This window comes from Cupriavidus lacunae, assembly GCF_003353055.1.
Lineage (GTDB): Bacteria > Pseudomonadota > Gammaproteobacteria > Burkholderiales > Burkholderiaceae > Cupriavidus > Cupriavidus lacunae.
The window spans coordinates 129,890-151,003 of record NZ_QKWJ01000011.1; the positions used below are offsets into that span (position 1 = coordinate 129,890).

A 21,114-nucleotide genomic window follows, 5' to 3' on the forward strand; every position below is an offset into this window, starting at 1 on the left:
TGTAGCCGGAAAAGAGAGGGGGCGCCGTGGCGCCCCCTTTTTGCATCACAGATTGTCAGCCCCGAACACTGCCGAACTGACTGTCGGCGCTCCAGGCCCGCCTGTCATCAGACAGATCTTCGCATCCGGCACCGGATTGGCCGACTCGCCGCGCAGTACCCGCACCGACTCGATGGCCGTGCCGATGCCATGCACGAAGCCGTGGGCAAAGTTCCCGCCCGAGGTATTGACCGGCAGTTTCCCGGTCGGTGCGATCAGGTTCTCGAACCGGATCTCTTCGGCGACGTTCTCGTACGTGCAGAAGCCGTGGTCGATCAGCGACATGACACCCTGCGCGCTGAAGTTCTCGTAGAGCTGGATCACGTCCACGTCCGCCGGCGTCAAGCCCGTCTGCTGCCACAGCCTGCGTGCAACCGGCTTGAAGCCCGCGGAGGCGTAGTCGTCGTCATTGTCGAGCAGGTCGCCCCACCCTTTCGCCGTGCCATTGGCCACGCCCAGCAGCCGCACCGGCTTCTTGCGGAGATCCCGAGCGCGCTCGGTCGAGACAAGCAACAACGCACCCGCGCCGTCGTTCTCGCGCGAGCAGTCGAACAGCCGGAACGGCTCGGCAATCCAGCGGCCGTGGCGATACACATCCAGGTCGAGATCCTTGCCGCTGGCCATCGCCTCCGGATTGCGGGAGCCGTGGTAGTAGGAGGCACGGACCAGTTCCTCGGCCACCGACTTCGGCACCTTGTGGTGCTCGAACATCCGCTGTGCCCGCAGCGCGCAAAGCTGCGCGGGCGCCATCAGCCCGGCGCTGATGCAATGCGCGTTGAGGTGGTGACGCATCACCGCAGCCGACAGGCGTCCACTGTTGTCCTGCACCAGCGCGCGGAACACCACCACCGCCGAGGCCTGCCCCGTCGCAATGGCCGCCGCCGCGATGCCGAACGCCGCCGCGATGCCGCCGCCGCCGCCGCCCCAGACCTGGGAGTTGAAGCATAGCTCCCTCGTGCCCAGGTCCGACATCAGCCGCACAGGCTCGTTGTTGTCGTCGCCATACGCGACAAACCCATCCACGTCCGCCGGATCGAAGCCGGCATCCTCGCAAGCGTCGACAATCGCCCTGACCAGGACGGCCTGCTCCGGCATCGGTGCGCTTCCGCGCTTGTACTGCCGCAGGCCCAGCCCGGCCACCGAGACGGACCCACAGAATTCATTCGGATTCATCACGCCTCCCGTTCCGATTCGTCGCCCACGGGCGTCCACTTCAGACCATGCACGGCCTCACCCTCCCATTCGAACTGCCAGGGCTCGGCCGTTACGCGCTGCCCGATCCGGACCGGCAAGCCGGCATCTGCCATCACGCCATTCAATCGTTTGCCTCCCGCACCGTCGAGTTCGACGATCACGCTCACATACGGCAAGCCCTTCGCCTGCCAGCCGAAGTCGTGCCAGGTGCGGGTCCACGTGAAGATGCGGCCGCGTGGCGCCACTTCGTGCCAGCCCTGCTCCCATGACCCACACTCGCCGCAACGCCAGACCGCCGGCCAGTGCCACGCGCCGCAGCCGCTGCATTGCTGCATTTTCAGACTGCCTTCCGCGAGCGCGTTCCAGTACTCGGCGTCCGCTCCCAATCCTTTCATTCCAGCCCTCCACGAAAATTGATGTCAGTCGTCCGTCGCCCTCGCCGCGTGCCCGCTGCGGCGATGGCGACGAGGGTCAGAGGCGTTCGACGATGGTGACGTTTGCCATGCCACCGCCTTCGCACATGGTCTGCAGCCCGTAGCGCTTGCCGCGCTGGTGCAGGGCGTGCACGAGGGTAGTCATCAGCTTGGTGCCCGAGGCGCCCAGCGGATGCCCCAGCGCAATGGCGCCGCCGTTGACGTTGAGGCGCGCCGGGTCCGCGCCGGTCTCCTTGAGCCAGGCCAGCGGCACCGGCGCGAAGGCCTCGTTCACTTCAAAGAGGTCAATGTCGTCGATCGACAGCCCTGCCTTCTTCAGCGCGTGCTGCGTGGCGGGGATGGGCGCTTCGAGCATGATGACCGGATCGTGGCCGATCACCGACAGATGGTGGATGCGGGCAAGCGGCTTGACGCCGAGCGTCTTCAGGCCACGCTCGTTCACGACCAGAATGCCGGTCGCGCCGTCGCAGATCTGGCTCGCGGATGCGGCGGTCACGCAACCGCCTTCCTGGATCGGCTTGACGCTGGCGATGCCTTCGAGCGTGGCGTCGAAGCGGATGCCTTCGTCCACGCGGTGCATCTCGCCGTTGGCGCCACCCTCGGCCGTGCGCACGTCGACGGGCACGATCTCGCTGTCGAACAGCCCTGCCTTCGTTGCGGCAATCGCGCGCTGATGGCTTTCGAAGGCGTAGGCGTCAAGCATCTCGCGGGACAGGCCGTACTTGTGCGCGATCATCTCCGCGCCGGTGAACTGGCTGAATTCCACGCCCGGATAGCGGGCCTGCACGGCGGGGCTGACATAGGTGCCGAAGCCGTGCTTGAACGGGAGCGAGCTAGGCAACCCCATTGGAACTCTCGACATGCTTTCTACGCCTGCCGCGATGACCACGTCCATCGTGCCCGACATCACGGCCTGCGCCGCAAAGTGGATGGCCTGCTGCGACGAACCGCACTGGCGATCCACCGACGTCGCGGGCACCGATTCCGGCAGGCGCGAGGCCAGCACCGCGTTGCGCGCGATATTGTTGCTCTGCTCGCCGGCCTGGCCGACGCAGCCGAGGATCACGTCCTCGACCAGCATCGGATCGGCGTCGGCGCGATCCAGCAGTGCGTTGAGGACCTGGCCTGCCAGGTCGGCGGGATGCCAGCCCGACAGTCGTCCATTCCTGCGCCCGCCGGCGGTACGTGCGGCGGCGACGATAAATGCTTCTGCCATGTCGATGTTTCCTTGAGGAGACCTGCGTTCTTTGGAGGGCATGGCACGAAAGATGTGCCATGCCCGCACTACCTGAGGCCGTAGGCCATCAGCGCGGCGCCATGCGGATCGCGCCGTCCAGGCGGATGCTTTCGCCGTTGAAGTAGGTGGTCGTCACCATCATTTCGGCCACGGCGGCAAACTCGTCGGGATTACCGAGGCGCTTCGGGAACGGCACGGACGCCGCCAGCGCCGCGCGGACATGCTCCTGCGCGCCGGCCATGAGCGGGGTCTCGAAGATGCCCGGCATGATAGTGTTGACGCGGATGCCTTCGCCCATCAGGTCGCGCGCAATCGGCAGCGTCATGCCCACGACGCCGGCCTTGGAAGCCGAATAGGCGGCCTGGCCGATCTGGCCATCCTGCGCCGCCACCGACGACGTGTTGATGATGATTCCGCGCTCGCCGTCCTCCAGCGGATCGAGCGACAGCATGCCGGCCGCCGACAAGGCGAGGCAGCGGAAGCTGCCGACGAGGTTGATCTGGATGATCCGGTCGAAGGCGTGCAGCGGGAAGTGTTTGGGTTCACCCGTCTCCTTCTCGCGGCTCGCGGTCTTGATGGCGTTGCCGGTGCCGGCGCAGTTCACAAGAATGCGCTCCTGTCCGATGGCAGCCCGCGCCTTGGCGAAGCCTGCGACCACGTCATCTTCGGAGGTCACGTCCACCCGGCAGAAGACGCCGCCGAGTTCCTTGGCGAGCGCTTCCCCCTGCGCTTCGTTCAGATCGAACAGCGCTACCTTCACGCCCCGGGCAGCCAGGCGGCGCGCGGTCGCCGCGCCCAGGCCGGAGGCGCCGCCGGTGATGACAGCGGATACGTTTGAGTCGAGTCTCATTTGTCGGGTCCCTGCTTGGTGGTTTGGGAAAGTTGCCGGCACGGTCCGGCCGCTCGTGGACGGCAGCCCGGTGCGGGGCGGATACGTCGTGGCGCGGAGAAGGCCGGGGACGGGCGGACAGCGCAGCTTGCAGGAAAGTCTAGAGACGTCCGCGATCATGCAACATCGTCGGAAGTGACGATAAATTGGGCACCGAACAACGTGGGCCCTGCGATCGCCCAGTGTGTTGAAGAACCCATCGCCCACTGAAAACGGGCCGAGATTTCGAAAAAATGACCTCTCAGATCAGCCGGTATCGGACGATCGTTACTCGGTTGGAGGTTTGGGTACCCCTGAAATCTCCTGAGAAACGTGATAACCGAATTTTTCAACGCAATCTGGCGGAAGCGGTCAGTCGCTAGCGCCTTTTGCGCCGCAAGATGCAAGCGCCGCAGGGTGGCCTATATTGGGTCGGAATAGGACCGGGGACCAATGTTGGAGAAACGTGATGAAAAATACCCTTTGGTCAGTAATAGTGGCGCTTTCGGCTTTCCCCGCGGGGCTCGCGGCAACAGACGCCATCGCCCAGAACAACTCCGTGACTGTCGTCCCCCTCACTGCCACGACGCGCAATGCCGGACATACCGCGCAGGCCACGCTGGCAGCGCAGGGCGACCAGACGGCAATCACCCTTCTTGTTGGCGGTGTGCCCGGCGAGGTGAATGCCCCTCCCCATCTGTACGCGTTTATCTACCGCGGCACCTGCGCGAGCCACGACACGAAACCCGCGTACGATCTGAATCGCACTGTGCTGCCAGACAACCTGCCTGGTAATGGTGGCGTGTTAACACTATCGAGAAGAGCCCCAGCCATATTGAGTGAGCTCAGGGGAGGCGGATATACGGTCGTGGTGCGGACTAGCCCAGCGGATGGCAATTTCGATATTTTCTGTGGAAGTATCCGGGCAAGCTGACGCAAGCGTGGCGACGCTTGGGCCGCGTCATGTTGTGGCATTTGTGGCATAGTTCCAATGTGATCGCGTCGAACGACCGCCCCGAGGCGCCACTAGCGAATCCAATCCGTGTCGCTTGACTTGCCGGCCGACTTGCTCGGCTCCGGCAATCGTCGAATCGGCCGACACTGTCAAGTTGGCGCTAGCCAGGCGATAGGGAGTGTTAAGAACCTTGGGGTTCGGCTTCGGTGGAGTGTAGTAAGCCTCGCGAACCGTACTGCGGGCTTCGACAGTGATGGTCTCCCCTCGCGCGTCGCTGGAGACGACGCGCTTACCCACACGGGTGAGAATACGATCGATCCCGCCGAGAACTTGGCTCATGGCAACGATCAACGTGGGGCCAGATCGGCCCGAGATCAAGCCCTCGACGCGGCCGTCACACAAAGTGCGGAAGACCCATCTTTACTACACTTCACGTTACCGGACACCACGCAAGACTCAGTACGCGGCTGCTGGCTAAGCTTTGCCGCGGTCGCCATCTCAGGCGACTGAATTCCATGCGCTTGCAAGGCGCAACCCTCGCAGAACCCGCCGTGCGGAACTACCGGTTTGCGCTGCATTGATGGTCATGCGAAGCGTGGTCAGGCCGACACCACGGCCTCACGCGACTGCATCAACGCCGATGCAGTGCTACGAGCGTCCTCATTCCGTCGCGATGACAAGCCGCGATTGCCCCCATCGATGCGCGCCATCCGGGACGCTGAACGGCGCCCGTTCCATCGGTGCTTTAGGGCCAGCGATGGGCTGGAGCAGAGGCACGCCGTCGTACTCTGTGCATGCGTTGCCGGGGCAGGACCACTCGCCGCGGATGGCAAAAGCACTCGCTCGACCACCCCGGCGCATCGCAGGCGCTGGCGATGGAAAACGCGATCGCGGCAATCGAGGATGAACTGGCTAAGGTGCCTGCGAGCGTGCACCGCATCGCCATCGCCAGCGACGACCCCAACGTGCATGCCATCGCCCGAGCAGCCGGGGTTAGTGCAGCCGCGACGTCCATCGGACGCGATGCGGTCGAACAGGTTTTCGCGCCCCAATCAGCGGTGGCACTGGGCCGTCCGCCATCGTTCGAGACACTGCCTGACGACCCGTCCTTCATCGCCGCGCTGCTGTTGGTGCGCGAACTCATGCACCACCTCGACATCGCTTCGATCCACATCGACGAACGCGGGCAAGCCGGCAGCAAAGGTTGACCTTGGCAGTACCCTCACACGAGACCCATCCAAGAGCGCGAGACAGGCTTCCCAGTGCACAACCTGATGAAAACTCGAGCAGGATGCCGTGGACGCGGCCGAAATCGATGGTCCTTTTGGCTTAGAGACCATTTCAAGTGCGACACGGGTCTAAAGACCCCGAGGGGGGCTGTTAACCCTTTCGGCAAGCTGTTAACCTTGGCCATCTGAACAACTGGAACCAAGGGATGGGTGCGCCGATCATTGATGACGAGCTGTGGGCTTTGATCGAACCTTTGCTGCCGCCTCCGAAGCCGCGACGCAAGAAATATCCAGGCCGCCGCCCGGTTTCGGACCGGGCTGCACTGAACGGCATCCTGTTCGTGTTCAAGACCGGGATACGCTGGTGCGACCTGTCGACCAAGTTGGGATTTGGTTCGGGCCCGACCTGCTGGCGGCGCTTGCGCGACTGGCAGAAAGCCGGCGTGTGGGACCGACTGCACAAGCTGCTGCTCGCGAAGTTACGCGAGACCGGCCAACTCGATTTTTCACGAGCAGCCGTCGATTCGTCCTCGGTGCGAGCCGTTGGGGCGGGCGAAAAACTGGCCCGAACCCCACGGATCGCTCGCGACCCGGTTCGAAGCATCACATCCTCGTCGATGCAAATGGCGTCCCCATCAGCGCAATCCTGACCGGCGCAAACCGCAACGACGTCACCCAATTGCTGCCGCTCGTCGATGCCATTCCGCCGATTCGCGGCGTACGTGGCCGACCGCTTCAGAAGCCCAAAGTCATCTACGCCGACCGCGGCTACGACTCCGAACCGCATCGCCAGAAACTTCGCAAACGCGGCATCTAGCCGGTGATTGCAAAGCGCCGCACCGAGCACGGCAGTGGTCTCGGCAAATTTCGCTGGGTGGTCGAGCGCACTCATGCATGGCTCCACAACTTTCGTCGCCTTCGCATTCGCTTTGAGCGTCGGGCCGACATTCACGAAGCATTCCTCAAATTCGGTTGCTCCCTCGTCTGCTGGAACATTTTCAGGCGTACGGAGCAGTCTTTAGCGGGTAAGAGAGCAGCGTCGCCGCCGCCCCCTCCCCAAAGAACCGTACGTGCGATTTTCACCGCATACGGCTCAAGCACAGCGTGAAGTACCGTTGCACGCGATACCGGTCTTGCCATCCTGCACAAGTCCTTCGCATTCGTCATATCGTTGGTTCCTCTCACGGATGAGATTAGGGCGCTGAACCGCAACAAGGCAGCCTCTTCCAAGCTTCCCTACATCGAACCTCAAATACTGGTCTGCGACAGCCGCACTTCGCGGAAGTCTGCACCTTTTCAGGTCAGGGCAAATCTTGAACCCCTATATGAGCCATTACGGCTCACCATTCGCTTTCTCCGCGTTCTCATACCCGCTCCCCCAACAGCTCCTCTCGCGAGTCACCTGCCGTTGCCCCGATACACTGAAGTCACGGCGAAGGATCGGGCTTACCACGTTCCCACTCTTGCCGACCCGTCATTACGACGAGCCTATCCGGTTAGCACCTGTCTATTCCCCGATGGCGCCTTGACGACGTGCCTCCATTTCAAAGGGAAGCAACCGGCCATTTACCGTTTTGGTCAGAGCCTGTCAGCAGCTTTGGCTCTTCGAGACTAACGAGGATTCCAACGACAGTTCACTTACGTTGTGCGTACGGAACTTGCCTAGCCTTCACACCGCGCGGCTGCTGGCAGTGTCGGCCGATCTTGTCGCCAGGATGGTCCGTCTGTTGAGAAGTACATTGTCCCCGGAGCTTCACACCCGACGGTTACCCATCGCGCATGTCCAGGTAGGCAACTGCTGGTCGCACAGCAGGTCACAGCTTCAACTTCAAATACTCAGATTCTTGTCGAATGTGACAAGGCAAGAATGAGCTTTGCCATCCCTACTTCATGCCGCTTGACGCGCGGCGGACGGCGACACGTGTCGCACAGCGGGTAAGAATGGTCTCTTACTTAACCATGCCGAAGGGCTCTGATACAACGTGCTGATTGGCGTTGTTTCATAGCAGCGCAACCAACTCCGGCACCACAGTCTTCAGGTCACCCACCAGGCCGTAGTCGGCCACCGAGAAGATCGGGGCTTCGGCGTCCTTGTTGATCGCGACGATCACCTTGGAGTCCTTCATGCCGGCCAGGTGCTGGATCGCGCCCGAGATACCGACGGCGATGTATAGCTGCGGCGCGACGATCTTGCCGGTCTGGCCGACCTGGTAGTCGTTCGGCACGAAGCCGGCGTCCACGGCGGCGCGCGAGGCGCCCAGCGCGGCGCCCAGCTTGTCGGCCAGCGGGGTCAGCACCTTGGTGTAGTTCTCGCCCGAGCCCACGCCACGGCCACCCGAGACGATGACCTTGGCGGCGGTCAGTTCCGGACGGTCGTTCTTGGCCACTTCGCGCGAAACGAACTGCGACACGCCTGCGTCGGCCACGGCCGGCAGGTTTTCCACGGCGGCCGAACCACCTTCGGCGGCGGCGGCGTCAAACGCGGTGCCGCGCACGGTGATGACCTTGACCTTGTCCGAGGACTTGACGGTCGCGATGGCGTTGCCGGCGTAGATCGGACGCTCGAAGGTGTCCGGGGCGTCGACCTTGGAGATTTCCGAGATCTGCGCCACGTCCAGCTTGGCGGCCACGCGCGGCAGGATGTTCTTGCCGTACGGGGTGGCCGGGGCCAGGATGTAGCTGTAGTCGTTGGCAATGGCCAGCGCCTGCTCGGCAATGTTCTCGGCCAGGCCGTCGCCGAAGTAGGCGGCGTCAGCCAGCAGCACCTTCGACACGCCAGCGATCTTCGCGGCGGCGGCGGCAGCGGCGGCGGCGTTGGCGCCAGCCACCAGCACGTGGACATCGCCGCCGCATTGGGCAGCTGCCGTCACGGTGTTCAGCGTGGCGGCCTTGATCGATTGATTGTCGTGTTCAGCAATGACGAGTGCAGTCATGTTCTATCTCCCCCGCGCTCAGATAACCTTGGCTTCGTTCTTCAGCTTCTGCACCAGCGTCGCGACGTCCGGCACCATCACACCTGCGCTGCGCTTGGCAGGCTCGACCACCCTCACGGTCGACAGGCGCGGCTTGACGTCCACGCCGAGGTCTTCCGGCTTGACGGTATCGAGCTGCTTCTTCTTGGCCTTCATGATGTTCGGCAGCGTGACGTAGCGCGGCTCGTTCAGGCGCAGGTCGGTCGTCACCACGGCCGGCAGCTTCAGCGACAGGGTTTCCAGGCCGCCGTCCACTTCACGGGTCACCGACGCCCGCTTTTGTCCACCCTCGTCGGCCACGACCACCTTCGAGGCGAAGGTCGCCTGCGGCAGGCCGGCCAGCGCGGCCACCATCTGGCCGGTCTGGTTCGAGTCGTCGTCGATGGCCTGCTTGCCCAGGATCACCAGTTGCGGCTGCTCCTTGTCGATCAGCGCCTTGAGCAGCTTGGCCACGGCCAGCGGCTGCAGGTCTTCGTTCGACTCCACCAGGATGCCGCGGTCGGCACCGATGGCCATGGCCGTGCGCAGGGTTTCCTGGCACTGCGCCACGCCGCACGACACGGCGATGACCTCGGTCACGACACCCGCTTCCTTCAGGCGGACGGCTTCTTCGACGGCGATTTCGTCGAACGGGTTCATGCTCATCTTGACGTTGGCCAGATCCACGCCGGTGCCGTCGGCCTTCACCCGCACCTTCACGTTGTAATCCACCACCCGCTTAACTGCGACGAGTACTTTCATTCTTGCTCTCCTGTCAGGTGCCCCGGGGGGCAGCTGCAGCGCCCCCAATGTCTGCTTAGCTGAATGCGGCGATGCCGGTAATGGCACGTCCAAGTATCAGTGCATGAATATCGTGCGTACCCTCATAGGTATTGACGACCTCCAGGTTGACCAGATGCCGCGCCACGCCGAACTCATCGCTGATACCGTTGCCCCCCATCATGTCGCGCGCGGTACGGGCGATCTCCAGTGCCTTGCCGCAACTGTTGCGCTTCATGATGCTGGTGATCTCGACTGCCGCCGTACCATCGTCTTTCATCCGGCCCAGCCGCAGACAGCCTTGCAATCCCAGGGAGATCTCGGTCAGCATGTCTGCCAGCTTCTTCTGAATCAGTTGATTGGCGGCGAGCGGCCGGCCGAACTGCTGCCGGTCAAGCACGTACTGGCGCGCGCGCTGATAGCAATCCTCTGCGGCGCCAAGCGCGCCCCACGCAATGCCATAGCGGGCACTGTTGAGGCAGGTGAACGGCCCCTTGAGGCCACGCACTTCCGGAAAGGCGTTTTCGTCGGGACAGAAGACTTCGTCCATCACGATCTCCCCGGTGATGCTCGCGCGCAGGCCTACCTTGCCGTGGATCGCAGGCGCCGACAGGCCCTTTGCCCCCTTCTCCAGGACGAAACCGCGGATCGCGCCGGCGTCATCCTTGGCCCAGACGACGAACACGTCCGCAATCGGGCTGTTGGTGATCCACATCTTGGCGCCAGTCAGGCTGTAGCCTCCGGGCACCTTGCGCGCGCGCGTCACCATGCTGCCGGGGTCGGAACCGTGATTGGGCTCGGTCAGCCCAAAGCAGCCGATCCACTCGCCGGAGGCAAGCCTCGGCAGGTACTTCTGCCTGGTGGCTTCATTGCCAAATGCATGGATCGGCACCATGACCAGCGAAGATTGCACGCTCATCATCGAGCGGTAGCCGGAATCCACGCGTTCGACTTCGCGGGCGATCAAGCCGTAGCTGACATAGTTCAGGCCCGTACCCCCATAGGCCTCGGGGATCGTCGGGCCCAGCAGGCCCAGCGCGCCCATTTCGCGGAATATGGCGGCATCGGTCTTCTCATGGCGGAATGCGTCCTGGACGCGCGGCAGTAGCTGCTCCTGGCAATACGCGTGAGCCGCGTCACGAACAGCGCGCTCATCGGTATCGAGCTGCGTGTCCAGCAATAGCGGGTCATCCCAGCGGAAGGCCTGGCGCGTGGCGTTGGCATGCATTGGAGTCTCCTGGTTGAGGTGTTGTGGGCCGGTCGAATTCCATGGACTCGCGTGGGTCGACCTGCACCCGGAAGCCGTGGGTTTCCGTGCTCTGGCTGGCTCAGTCTCGATCCATCAGCGCGCGGCCGATGATCAGTTGCTGGATCTGCGTGGTGCCCTCATACAGGCGCAGCAACCGGACATCCCGATAGAAGCGCTCGACCGGAAATTCGTTGATGTAGCCGGAGCCCCCGTGCACCTGCACGCCGCGATCCGCGACCCGGCCAACCATTTCCGTGCAGAAGAGCTTGCAGCACGATGCACGCATGCTCACGTCCGGATCGCTTTGCCCCGCGGGCTTTGCGTCATAGTGCAGGGCACAATCCTGAACCATGCTCCAGCCGGCATAGAGCTCAGCCTGACTGTCGGCAAGCATAGCCTGGACCAACTGAAAGTCGCCGATGCGCTTGCCGAACTGCTTGCGCTCGCGCGCATAGCGAACCGCTTCGTCCAGGATGCGCTGGGCCATGCCGCAGGCCACGGCCGAAATATGGAGGCGTCCGCGGTCCAGTACCTTCATGGCCGTCTTGAAGCCCTGTCCCGGCTTGCCGCCGATGATGCTGGTAGCCGGCACCCGGACATTCTCGAGGATGACGTCGCAGGTCTTGGTGCCGCGCTGTCCCATTTTCTTGTCAGGCTTGCCCAGGCTCAAGCCGGGCAAGTCGGCCGGCACGATGAATGACGAGATGCCGCCAGCACCCGGGCCGTCGGTGCGCGCCATCAACGTGAACGCGCCGGCACGGGGTGCGTTGGTGATGAAGCGCTTGCTGCCATTCAGGATGTAATCATCGCCGTCGCGCTCGCCACGGGTTTTGATCGCGGCCGAGTCGGATCCGGCGTCCGGCTCCGTCAGGGCGAAGGACATGATCAGCTCGCCGGTGGCGACACGCGGCAGAATGGCGCGCTTCTGTTGCTCCGTGCCGTCCATCAGGATGCCCTGGGACCCGATCCCGACGTTGGTGCCGAAGACCGACCTGAAGGCCAGCGCCGTATGCCCGATCTCATAGGCGACACGGCATTCCTGGCTCATGGACAGTCCAATGCCGCCGTATTCCTCCGGAATCGACAGCCCGAACAGGCCCATCGCCTTCATGTCCTCGACGATGTCGTCGGGCACGTCATCAGTCCGCTCCACCACATCTTCGGCGGGAATTAGCCGCTCGCGGACGAAGCGCTGCACGGAAGCGAGCAAGAGCTCAAAGGATTCGCTATCAATGGCCATGGGGATACCCTCTAACTCTCGTCGTCTGAAATCAGCGGTGACCAAACACGGGCTTGCGCTTTTCGAGGAAGGCATTCATGCCTTCGTGCGCGTCCTCGCTCGCAAATCGCGCGTGCAAATGACGCCGCTCAAACAAGATGCCCTCGCCCAGCGAGGATTCGTAGGCCCGGTTGACCGACTCCTTGATTGCCATCAGCGCGGGCAGCGAGTAACTGGCGATCGAGTTGGCCAGGGCAAGCGTTTCCTCCATCAGCCGCGCGTCCGCGACGACGCGTGACACCAGGCCATAACGGTCTGCCTCGACGGCATCGAGCTGGCGCGCCGACAGGCACATGTCCATCGCCTTGGCCTTGCCGATCGCGCGCGGCAGCCGCTGCGTGCCGCCGGCGCCGGGCAGCATGGCCAGCCTGATCTCTGGCAGCGCAAACCGGGCGCTTTCGGCGGCGATGACGATGTCGCACGATAGCGCCAGCTCGCAGCCGCCGCCCATGGCGAAGCCCGCGACCGCGGCGATGACAGGCTTGCGCACGCGGCGAATGGTTTCCCAGTTGCGTGTGATGAAGTCGCTGCGGTAGACGTCCATATAGGACCAGTCCGCCATCGCGGCGATGTCCGCACCCGCGGCGAAGGCCTTGGCTCCGCCGGTAATGACGATCGCACCAATGCCATCGTCGGCGTCGAGGTCCAGCAGCGCCTCGCCCAACCGGTCCATCACGGCATCGTTAAGGGCGTTGAGCTGCCTGGGCCGGTTTAGCGTGATGATGCCGACGCGGCCGGTGCGTTCGACCAGTAAAACTTGCTCTTCCATGTCAGGGGGCCTTTCAAAGGGTGCCGTCTTGCAACATTTCGCGCAGCCGGAACTTCTGGATCTTCCCGGACGGCGTGGCGGGCATGGCATCGCGCACGACCAGCCGTTCGGGGATGTACTGCACTGCGACTTTTTGCGCCTTGAGGAAATCGACCATCTCGGCGAAATTGAGGCCATGACCTGGCTTGGGCACGACTACCGCGCACGCACGCTCACCCAGGCGCGTGTCCGCGTAGGCGACGATGGCGACCTGTGCCACCGCGGGGTGCTTATAGAGCAACGCCTCGATTTCGAAGACGGGGATGTTCTCGCCACCACGGATGATGACGTCCTTGTTGCGCCCACTGATGCGGATATAGCCGTTGGCATCCATGCTGGCCAGGTCGCCGGTGTCGAACCATCCCTCGGCATCCGTGCCATTCCACTGCGGCCGCTTCAGGTAGCCGCCGAAGTTGGAGCACGAGCGCACGACCAGCCGTCCCACTTGCCCCGCAGGCGCCGGCTCGCCGTCAGCTTCAATGATTTTTAGCTCCACACCAGGCAACGGGCAGCCGTCGGTGGTGAAGGCAAGCCGGTCATCGTCGTCGAACTGGATCAGCGTGACGGCGCCGTTCTCCGTCATGCCCCAGGCCGACACGATCTTGCTGCCTAGCACCCGGCGTGCCTGTTCGACGAGCGGGCCGGGGATGGGGGCGCCGGCGCACAGGAAAGTCCGCAGGCTCGGCACGGCGCTGCCGCTTGCCTCGACATGCTTCGTGAGGTCCGTCAGGAATGGCGTCGAGGCCATGGTGAAGGAGACACCCTCGGCACGAATGACGTCAATGGCCTTCTTCGGTTCCCAGATGTCCTGCAGGACCACACCGGCACGAAGCATGACCGGCATCATCAGGCCGTACATGAAGCCGGTCTGGTGCGCCATCGGCGAGGCCATCAGGATCACGTCGTTCTGGCCCAGGTGCAGGCGCTGTGCGTAGGCGACGATGTTGGCCATCAGGGTGTTGGACGAGTGCATCACCCCCTTGGGCTCGCCGGTGGTGCCCGAGGTGTAGATCAGTTGCGTGATGTCGTCGGGACCTGGCCGGTCGCGGGTCAGGATGGCGGTGGTGTCGGGATCGTTCTCCCATTCCGGCGTCGTGAGCAGGGCGTCGAAGGCATCGGGGCCCACGCCGTCGACGACGACAATGCGCTGCAGAGAGGGCAAGTCCGCTTGCAGCGTACGGGCCATGGTCTCATGATCGAAGCCCCGGAACGATTTCGGCACGATCAGGACCTTGGCCTCGCTGTGCCTGAGCATGAACGACAGCTCGCGCTCGCGGAAGATATGCATGAGCGGATTGAGCACCGCCCCGATGCGCGAACAGGCCAGGTACAGCAGGCTGAACTGCCACCAGTTTGGCAACTGCATTGCCACCACGTCGTTGCGCCCGACACCCAGGCGCGCCAGCCCCACGGCGATCCGGTCGGCCAGCACCGCCAGTTCACGATAGGTGAAGCGCCGCACTTCGCCGGTTTCCAACCGCAGCGCAGTCAGGGCGAGCTTGTCCGGACAGGCCGCCACGCAAGCGTCCAGGTCGTCGTTGATCGTGCGTTCATGCCAGTAGCCCTTGGCGATGCTCTCTGCGCGGCGCGGTGGCAGCAGCACGGCGTCGAATTCCATGGCGTCTCCTTTGTCGTAATGGGAAGCGTGCGGGTCAGACGGGTACTGCGTTGCGGCCGGCACGCGTGCGGGCGATGATGGTCTTCATGATCTGGGCGGTGCCGTCACCGATCTGGAAGCCCAGCACATCGCGCAGGCGCTGCTCCATCAGCCCGCGGTCATAGCCGCCATGCCCGTGCATAAGCAGGCATTGGTGCACGACGTCGTACGCGAGCTTCGGCGCCCACCACTTGCACATGGCCGCCTCGGCGCTGTGCGGCGCGCCGTTGTCCTTCAGCCACAGTGCCTGCAGGCACAGCAGGCGCGCTGCCTCGACCTGGGTATCGAAATCGGCCAGCGGGTGCGACACCCCTTGGAACGCGGACAGCGGTTTGCCAAACGCCTGCCGCTCGGCGACATAGGCCCAGGTCTCTTCGAGCGCCACGCGCGCGACGGCCAGGACTTGCAGCCCGATCAGCGCGCGCGAGAAGTCAAAGCCTTGCATCACCTGGACAAAACCCTTGTTCTCGTCGCCGAGCCTGTGATCCACCGGAACACGCACGTTCTCGAAGAAGATCGACCCGCGGCCGATCGCGCGTTGTCCGTGGCAGTCGAAACGGTTGGTGGTGATCCCGGGGAGGTTCATCGGGACGAGCAGCGCTGTGACGCCGTGCGCCGCCGATTCGGGCGTGCCGGTGCGGCCGAAGACCACTGCGGCGTCGGCCTGGTCGGCCGCCGAGATCGAGGTCTTCTCGCCATTGATCACGTACTCGTCGCCGACCCGCTCGACGCGCAGGCGCAGGTTGGCAGCATCCGAGCCGCCGCGCGGCTCGGTCAGCGCGATCGCGAACAGCGCTTCGCCGCGGGTGAGGCGCGTGAGCCAGGGCTCCACCACTTCGGGCTTGCCGTGGTGCGAAAGGATCTGGCCGTTCAGGGAGGCCAGCAGGTTAATATAGGAAAGACTCAGGTCGGCCCGTGCCACCTCCTCATGGATCACGCCCGCGGCAAGGCAACCCAGGCCCTGGCCGCCATACTGCTCCGGCAGCTCGGGGGCGATGAAGCCCATTTCGCCCATTTCGCGCATCAAGGTGCGATCGAGCACGCGAGTCTGGTCACGCTCCTGGTAGCCCGGCGCGATGCGATCGGTGGCGAAGCGCCTGGCGTGGTCGCCGAGCGTCACGAGGTCTTCATTGAGATACGGGTTCATGTGCTTGTCTCCTGGATGAGCGAGCCCGAGGGCGCACGTTCGCTGCGTGGCCCTCTGGCATAAGGGGAGGTGTGGGATCGACCGGTGTCCGCTGTTACTTCGCGTACTTCCGGAACTCGGGCTTGCGCTTTTCCTTGAGCGCTGCCACGCCTTCGCGGGACTCTTCGGTGTCGTAGTACAGCTTCAGCGCGTACATGCCCATGCCCGCAATGCCGCTCTGGTGTGCCGTGTCCATGTTGAAGCTACGCTTGGCGATGGCGAGGGCGGTCGGGCTGCGTTCGCAAAGCTCCTCACCCCACTTCTGCACTTCGGCGTCGAGCTGGTCGTGCGGCACGCACGCGTTGGCCAGCCCCATTGCCACGGCTTCCTGTCCCGAATAGCGGCGGCACATGTACCAGATCTCACGGGCCTTCTTTTCGCCGACGACGCGCGCCAGAAAGGCGGTGCCATAGCCGGGATCCACCGAGCCCATCTTCGGGCCCACTTGGCCGAAGATCGCCTTCTCCGAGCAGATGGTCAGGTCGCAGATCGTGCACAGCACGTTGCCGCCGCCAATGGCAAAGCCCTGTACGCGCGCGATGACGGGCTTGGGCACGTTGCGGATGGCGTCGTGCAGTTCTTCCATCGGCAAGCCGATGGTGCCGCGGCCATCGTAGTTGCCGTCGTGCGCAGACTGGTCGCCGCCGGTGCAGAAGGCGCGGTCGCCGGCGCCGGCCAGCACGATGGCCCCGACGCTTTTATCGTAGCCAGCCTTGTTCAGGGCCTTGATCAGTTCGTCGCAGGTCTGGCCGCGAAACGAGTTCATCTTGTCCGGCCGGTTGATGGTGATCCAGGCCACGCCGTTGCGGTTCTCGTACAGGATGTCTTCGAAATTCATTGCATGCTCCTCTGGTGTTGGGTGGTATCAGCCGTTCATCGTCAGGCCGCCTGAGACGCTCAGGACCTGGCCGGTCACAAAGGCGGCGTCGTCGCTGGCGAAGAACAGCACGGCGCCGGGCAGGTCGTCCGGCTGGCCGATGCGGCCCAGCGGGATGGAACGCGTGAATGCCTCCATCAGCTTTTCCGGGTTGCCGGCGCCTTCCTTGTATTCAGCGAACAGCGCAGTGTCGGTCGGGCCGGGGCACACCACGTTCACGGTGATGCCGTGCCGCGCGTGCTCGCGCGCGATGGTCTTGGAGAAGGAAACCAGCCCGCCCTTGCACGCTGCGTAGACGGCCTCCCCGGAGGAGCCAACCCGCGCCGCGTCGGACGCGATATTGACGATGCGCCCCGTCTTGCGCGCCGCCATGCCGGGCAGGACCGCGTGGTGCATGTGCAGGGCACCGGTCAGGTTGATGGCAATGAGCTTGTCCCACTGCGCCGGCTCCGTCTTGGTGAAGGGCTTGAAGACATCCCAGCCCGCGTTGTTGACCAGCACGTCGATCGGGCCCAGTTTCGACTCGGTTGCCGAAACGGCGGCCTCCACGCTGGCGCGGTCCGTGATGTCGCAAGGGATGGCCTCGGCGACCCCGCCGTCGGCCCGGATGGAGGCGGCCACCTTTTCAGCCGCATCGAGGTTCAGGTCAAATACCGCGACGCGCGCGCCTTCCCGGCCGAAGCGGCGGCACGTTGCCCCGCCGATACCGCCGCCGCCGCCAGTGACCACTACTGTCTTGCCTTCGAATCGTTGCATGATGCCTCCAGTTGTTTGTCATGGCTCTGCGTGTCAATGTGCACTTCAGTGCTCACAACATAAGTAAATATATTGACCTATACTAGGTGCAAGCGTTGCCGTTGGCAAGCCCAAATTTTGGAGATGGATTATGGAAAACCCTGCTGTTGAGACTTCGCCAAGGATCGAGCTTGCCAACAGGCTGTTCTTTCGCCTCTACCAATGCGCAAATATGTTGCACAAAACGGGAAGCCGGGCCGTGGAAGAGGAAGGGCTCACCACCCAGCAATGGGCGGTTCTGGGCGCTCTGTCGCGAAGGCAGGCACAGGGCGGCATGAACATCGGTGATCTCGCTCGCTACCTGATGGTGACCCGACAGAATTTGTCCGGGCTGATCAGCCGCATGGAGCGCGATGGGCACGTGTCGATCGCGCAGGACGCACAGGACCGCCGCTCGCGTATCGTGACGATGACCGAGTCGGGCCACCATGTGTGGCATGTCGAGGCGCAACCCAAGATCCGTATGTATTACCAGCGACTCCTGGCGGATTTCTCAACCGACGACGTGACGCATGCGCTGCATTACCTGCTCAAGATTCTGGAGAACATGCGAAGACTTGACGCCGAGTGGGTAGGCGCGGAAGACGATGACACTGCAGTGGCATAGTGGATGCCCCGCGGGTTTCGCTGTCAGTGCGCTACGCGAGCGCTCCCCGTTTGTGCCAGTCCCAACATGAACAAAGGAAAGTTGGGTCTTCCGCACTTTGTGAAGGGCGCGCTGGCGTGGAGGATGTTGTAGCGTGGAACGACCGTCGTCTCCACCGTCCACCACCGCCATTCTTCTTATTGACGAACGTGGGCGAGCCGGCCAGCCGGCCGCACCCCCTGAGATGGCGATCGGACCAGCGTGTCCAGCAGGACAAGGCAGGCCGGTCGTTCAGTTTGGCTTCAATACCCGTTCGCGCGCCATACATCTGGCACTTGAGGAACTTGAGCCGGTTGACGTGACCCTCGGTCTGGCCATTGCTCCATGGCAGCCTGAAGGCCGCCCGCACAGCCGGTAAGTCGGCGCGCAGGCTTTGCGCGAACCTACGCATTTCCGCAGCGTCGCAGCGCGACAGACGCTTCAACCATCGATCGAACTGCCTCGCACTTCGCCGGTGCATGAGCCCGAGAAATTCCCGCGCGAGGCTGCGAACCTCGCCCACCACGGGTTCGATCCTGCACAGCGCCTGCACGAAGCGCTCGTGGTCCGCACTCCCGGGGTCCTCAACGGCGAGCTTCCTCCATCCGACAAGCCATCCGAACACGCGCCGGGTGGACCTCACTACACCCACCTGCAGGGCCGGTGAATTGCGGTGAACAGCGATTGCGAGGTCTGTGAATAGCGGGATTGCGTATGGGCGCGAGACGCGGATGGGGTGATGGATGGCGCGAGTGAGGCATAAGTTCTGATCTCCCTGCATAGCTTGTCTGACTTTGCCAAGTCCCGTTGCTCAGAGGTTGCTCGCCCGCCCTGCCCTCAGACAATCATGCAGGGCTCGATTCGAGCGCCGCTTGACGTGCCCAGGATACCGCGCTCAAGCGCGCGCTTAGGCTTAGTAAGGCAAGCCCACGTAGTTTTCGGCCAACGCGCGACAGGCGGCTTCCGAACCCACGAGATAGCCAAGCTCCGCCTGCTGGATCCGCACCGAGAACGCGTCGGCATCCGGGAACCGATGCAGCAGCGAGGTCATCCACCACGAGAAGCGCTCCGCCTTCCAGATGCGGCGCAGGCACTTCTCCGAATAGCTGTCGAGCTCACGAGGGTCGTTCTTCTGATAGCGCTCAATCAGCGCATCGGCAAGATACAGCACATCGCTCGCCGCGAGGTTCAGACCCTTGGCACCGGTGGGCGGCACGATATGCGCGGCATCCCCTGCCAGGAACAGGCTGCCAAAGCGCATCGGCTCGCAGACAAAGCTGCGCAGCGGCGCAATGCTCTTCTCAATCGACGGTCCTGTCACTAGCGACTCCGCAGCCTGCGTGTCCAGCCGGCTTCGCAATTCATCCCAGAAGCGCTCGTCTGACCAGTCTTCCACGCGCTCGCTGGATGGCACTTGCACGTAATAGCGGCTACGCGTGCGCGAGCGCATGCTGCACAGCGCAAAGCCGCGCTCGTGGCCGGCATAGATCAATTCTTCGGACACCGGCGGCGTGTCGGACAGGATGCCCAGCCAGCCGAACGGATAGACGCGCTCAAACAATTTCGTCGATCCCGCAGGCGCGCTCTGCCGGCTCACGCCGTGGAAGCCATCGCAGCCCGCGATGTAGTCGCATTGGATTTCATGCGTGATGCCGTCCTTGCGGTAACGCACCAGAGGTCGCGTGCCATCGAAGTCATGCAGGCTGACATCTTCGGCTCCGTAGATTGTCGGAATGCCGCCGGCCTGGCGGGCTGCCATCAGATCGCGAGTGACTTCGGTCTGGCCGTACACCGTCACGCGCCTTCCGGTCAGTGCATGTACGTCGATGCGGTGACGCTGCCCATTGAACGACAATTCGATGCCCTCATGTGGCAGGCCTTCGTCATGCAAACGCGCCGCCACACCCGCGCGCTCCAGCGCGTCCACGGTCACGCTTTCGAGGATGCCGGCGCGGATGCGGCCCAGCACGTACTCCGGGCTGCGTTGTTCTACGATAACGTTGTCGATACCCGCCCGGCTGAGCAACTGGCCGAGCAGAAGGCCGGCGGGGCCGGCGCCGATGATGGCGACCTGAGTGCGCATGGCTTGTCTCCGTGTACTTTGCCTTGATGGAGAAACGATAACCGCCCGCCCGCACTTGCCGGAATGGACAGACCGAACGAAGAGCAGGACAATCCGAACACTTCAGATAAATAATTGCCGTGAAGCCAATCTCGACCTACTCACTGTACGGCGCCCTCCGAACCTCTGTCGGATCAACTACATTTCGAATCCATCGCGGAACGCAGCAGGCTCCATGGATGGGAGATCGAGCTTCATCGGCATGAGCGTTTCCTGCAAATTCTGTACATCCACGCCGGTGGTGGTGAAGCTCTGCTGACTTTGCGTCCCGAATCACGCCGGCACGTTGCTCGACCATGCGGTCAATCACAGACGATGCAAGTTGAAGACGCCCCGAAGGTTGACATCAATAACGTCGTCGAATTGCTGGACGATGTCTTTTGCAACCTGGCGTCCCGTGTGATGCCTGCATTATTCACTCAGCTGTCGATACGTGGAAATTGACTGATGACTTTCGCAACCATGCCGACTACAGCGTCATGATTTGAAGACGTCAACGGTGAAACCACCGCGGTATCGCCTACCTTGCGGCAGGCGTGGTTCGCGCCGGAGGGGAAGGGCTGTTGCCGATGGCAACTTGCACGAGAGATTGAAGTGGTCGGCTTTGCCGTCAACCGCCGTCGCATCGTGACAGAGAGCATTAGCCGCAGCGTTACCGCGCCCACAGTTCGCTAAGGTGCTCGACCGACTCAAACCCAACGACGTGCTATTGATCTTTCCGTAAATCATGACATCACCACAACGTTGCCTGAACCCAGCACGCGGCGATGATCGAAGGCCGGTGTTGAGCGCTTTTGAGCTTGTTGCGGGCGACGGTATGCAACTCATT

17 protein-coding genes and 2 pseudogenes are annotated in these 21,114 nt (G+C 63.3%); 4 read left to right on the forward strand and 15 right to left on the reverse strand.

The genetic code is table 11. The annotated features are described in order from the left end of the window. Positions 1 to 45: 45 nt before the first annotated feature. The 4 genes from DN412_RS12220 to DN412_RS12235 all read right to left on the reverse strand — a co-directional run bounded on the left by DN412_RS12220 (position 46) and on the right by DN412_RS12235 (position 3,754). Positions 46 to 1,212 carry a thiolase C-terminal domain-containing protein gene (locus DN412_RS12220; RefSeq protein WP_115015620.1) on the reverse strand — a complete coding sequence of 389 codons (1,167 nt, stop codon included), beginning with the start codon at positions 1,210 to 1,212 and terminating at the stop codon, positions 46 to 48. Further along, a complete protein-coding gene (locus tag DN412_RS12225; RefSeq protein WP_115015623.1) occupies positions 1,212 to 1,628 on the reverse strand; it encodes a Zn-ribbon domain-containing OB-fold protein in 417 nt (138 codons plus the stop codon). The genes DN412_RS12220 and DN412_RS12225 overlap by 1 nt, the downstream gene beginning before the upstream one ends. A gap of 76 nt (positions 1,629 to 1,704) precedes the next feature. Beyond that, positions 1,705 to 2,883, reverse strand: a complete 1,179-nt coding sequence (locus DN412_RS12230; RefSeq protein WP_115015627.1) for an acetyl-CoA C-acetyltransferase — start codon at positions 2,881 to 2,883, stop codon at positions 1,705 to 1,707. Between the two features lie 88 nt (positions 2,884 to 2,971). After that, positions 2,972 to 3,754 (reverse strand): SDR family NAD(P)-dependent oxidoreductase, encoded by a 783-nt coding sequence (locus DN412_RS12235; protein WP_115015631.1) that lies wholly within the window; start codon positions 3,752 to 3,754, stop codon positions 2,972 to 2,974. Positions 3,755 to 4,241: 487 nt separating this feature from the next. Here DN412_RS12235 and DN412_RS12240 point away from each other — a divergent pair, with 487 nt between their 5' ends. The 3 genes and pseudogenes from DN412_RS12240 to DN412_RS12250 all read left to right on the forward strand — a co-directional run. Next, the gene (locus DN412_RS12240) at positions 4,242 to 4,706 is read left to right on the forward strand and encodes a hypothetical protein (RefSeq protein WP_115015634.1); all 465 of its coding nucleotides are present in this window, start codon (positions 4,242 to 4,244) and stop codon (positions 4,704 to 4,706) included. 896 nt (positions 4,707 to 5,602) lie between these two features. Beyond that, positions 5,603 to 5,935 carry a hypothetical protein gene (locus tag DN412_RS12245; protein WP_115015638.1) on the forward strand — a complete coding sequence of 111 codons (333 nt, stop codon included), beginning with the start codon at positions 5,603 to 5,605 and terminating at the stop codon, positions 5,933 to 5,935. A gap of 227 nt (positions 5,936 to 6,162) precedes the next feature. Continuing rightward, positions 6,163 to 6,974 (forward strand): annotated as a pseudogene (locus DN412_RS12250) (IS5 family transposase); the annotation flags it as partial. Between the two features lie 982 nt (positions 6,975 to 7,956). Here the strand turns inward: DN412_RS12250 and DN412_RS12255 are convergent. The 9 genes from DN412_RS12255 to badH form a co-directional block, all read right to left on the reverse strand. Continuing rightward, positions 7,957 to 8,889, reverse strand: a complete 933-nt coding sequence (locus DN412_RS12255) for an electron transfer flavoprotein subunit alpha/FixB family protein (protein WP_115015642.1) — start codon at positions 8,887 to 8,889, stop codon at positions 7,957 to 7,959. A gap of 18 nt (positions 8,890 to 8,907) precedes the next feature. Next, complete coding sequence (locus DN412_RS12260; RefSeq protein WP_115015647.1) at positions 8,908 to 9,669, reverse strand: electron transfer flavoprotein subunit beta/FixA family protein; 762 nt, start codon at positions 9,667 to 9,669, stop codon at positions 8,908 to 8,910. A 55-nt stretch (positions 9,670 to 9,724) separates the two neighbouring features. Then, positions 9,725 to 10,915, reverse strand: a complete 1,191-nt coding sequence (locus tag DN412_RS12265) for an acyl-CoA dehydrogenase (protein WP_115015650.1) — start codon at positions 10,913 to 10,915, stop codon at positions 9,725 to 9,727. 100 nt (positions 10,916 to 11,015) lie between these two features. Further along, entirely contained in the window at positions 11,016 to 12,176 is a 1,161-nt protein-coding gene (locus tag DN412_RS12270) for an acyl-CoA dehydrogenase family protein (protein ID WP_115015653.1), read from the reverse strand. Between the two features lie 31 nt (positions 12,177 to 12,207). Next, on the reverse strand, positions 12,208 to 12,984 hold the full coding sequence (locus DN412_RS12275) for an enoyl-CoA hydratase (protein WP_115015657.1): 777 nt from the start codon (positions 12,982 to 12,984) through the stop codon (positions 12,208 to 12,210). 13 nt (positions 12,985 to 12,997) lie between these two features. Beyond that, positions 12,998 to 14,641 carry a cyclohexanecarboxylate-CoA ligase gene (gene aliA / locus DN412_RS12280; protein ID WP_115015661.1) on the reverse strand — a complete coding sequence of 548 codons (1,644 nt, stop codon included), beginning with the start codon at positions 14,639 to 14,641 and terminating at the stop codon, positions 12,998 to 13,000. A gap of 34 nt (positions 14,642 to 14,675) precedes the next feature. Then, the gene (aliB, locus tag DN412_RS12285; RefSeq protein WP_115015665.1) at positions 14,676 to 15,827 is read right to left on the reverse strand and encodes a cyclohexanecarboxyl-CoA dehydrogenase; all 1,152 of its coding nucleotides are present in this window, start codon (positions 15,825 to 15,827) and stop codon (positions 14,676 to 14,678) included. A 94-nt stretch (positions 15,828 to 15,921) separates the two neighbouring features. After that, on the reverse strand, positions 15,922 to 16,704 hold the full coding sequence (gene badI / locus DN412_RS12290) for a 2-ketocyclohexanecarboxyl-CoA hydrolase (RefSeq protein ID WP_115015669.1): 783 nt from the start codon (positions 16,702 to 16,704) through the stop codon (positions 15,922 to 15,924). Positions 16,705 to 16,731: 27 nt separating this feature from the next. Beyond that, the gene (badH, locus tag DN412_RS12295) at positions 16,732 to 17,499 is read right to left on the reverse strand and encodes a 2-hydroxycyclohexanecarboxyl-CoA dehydrogenase (RefSeq protein ID WP_115015673.1); all 768 of its coding nucleotides are present in this window, start codon (positions 17,497 to 17,499) and stop codon (positions 16,732 to 16,734) included. Between the two features lie 130 nt (positions 17,500 to 17,629). Between badH and DN412_RS12300 the strand changes: the two genes are divergently transcribed. Further along, on the forward strand, positions 17,630 to 18,145 hold the full coding sequence (locus tag DN412_RS12300) for a MarR family winged helix-turn-helix transcriptional regulator (RefSeq protein WP_115015676.1): 516 nt from the start codon (positions 17,630 to 17,632) through the stop codon (positions 18,143 to 18,145). Between the two features lie 280 nt (positions 18,146 to 18,425). Here the strand turns inward: DN412_RS12300 and DN412_RS12305 are convergent. Together DN412_RS12305 and pobA are read right to left on the reverse strand one after the other, a co-directional pair. Further along, positions 18,426 to 18,800 (reverse strand): annotated as a pseudogene (locus DN412_RS12305) (transposase); the annotation flags it as partial. A 276-nt stretch (positions 18,801 to 19,076) separates the two neighbouring features. Beyond that, positions 19,077 to 20,246, reverse strand: a complete 1,170-nt coding sequence (gene pobA / locus DN412_RS12310) for a 4-hydroxybenzoate 3-monooxygenase (protein ID WP_115015678.1) — start codon at positions 20,244 to 20,246, stop codon at positions 19,077 to 19,079. Between the last annotated feature and the right edge of the window lie 868 nt (positions 20,247 to 21,114).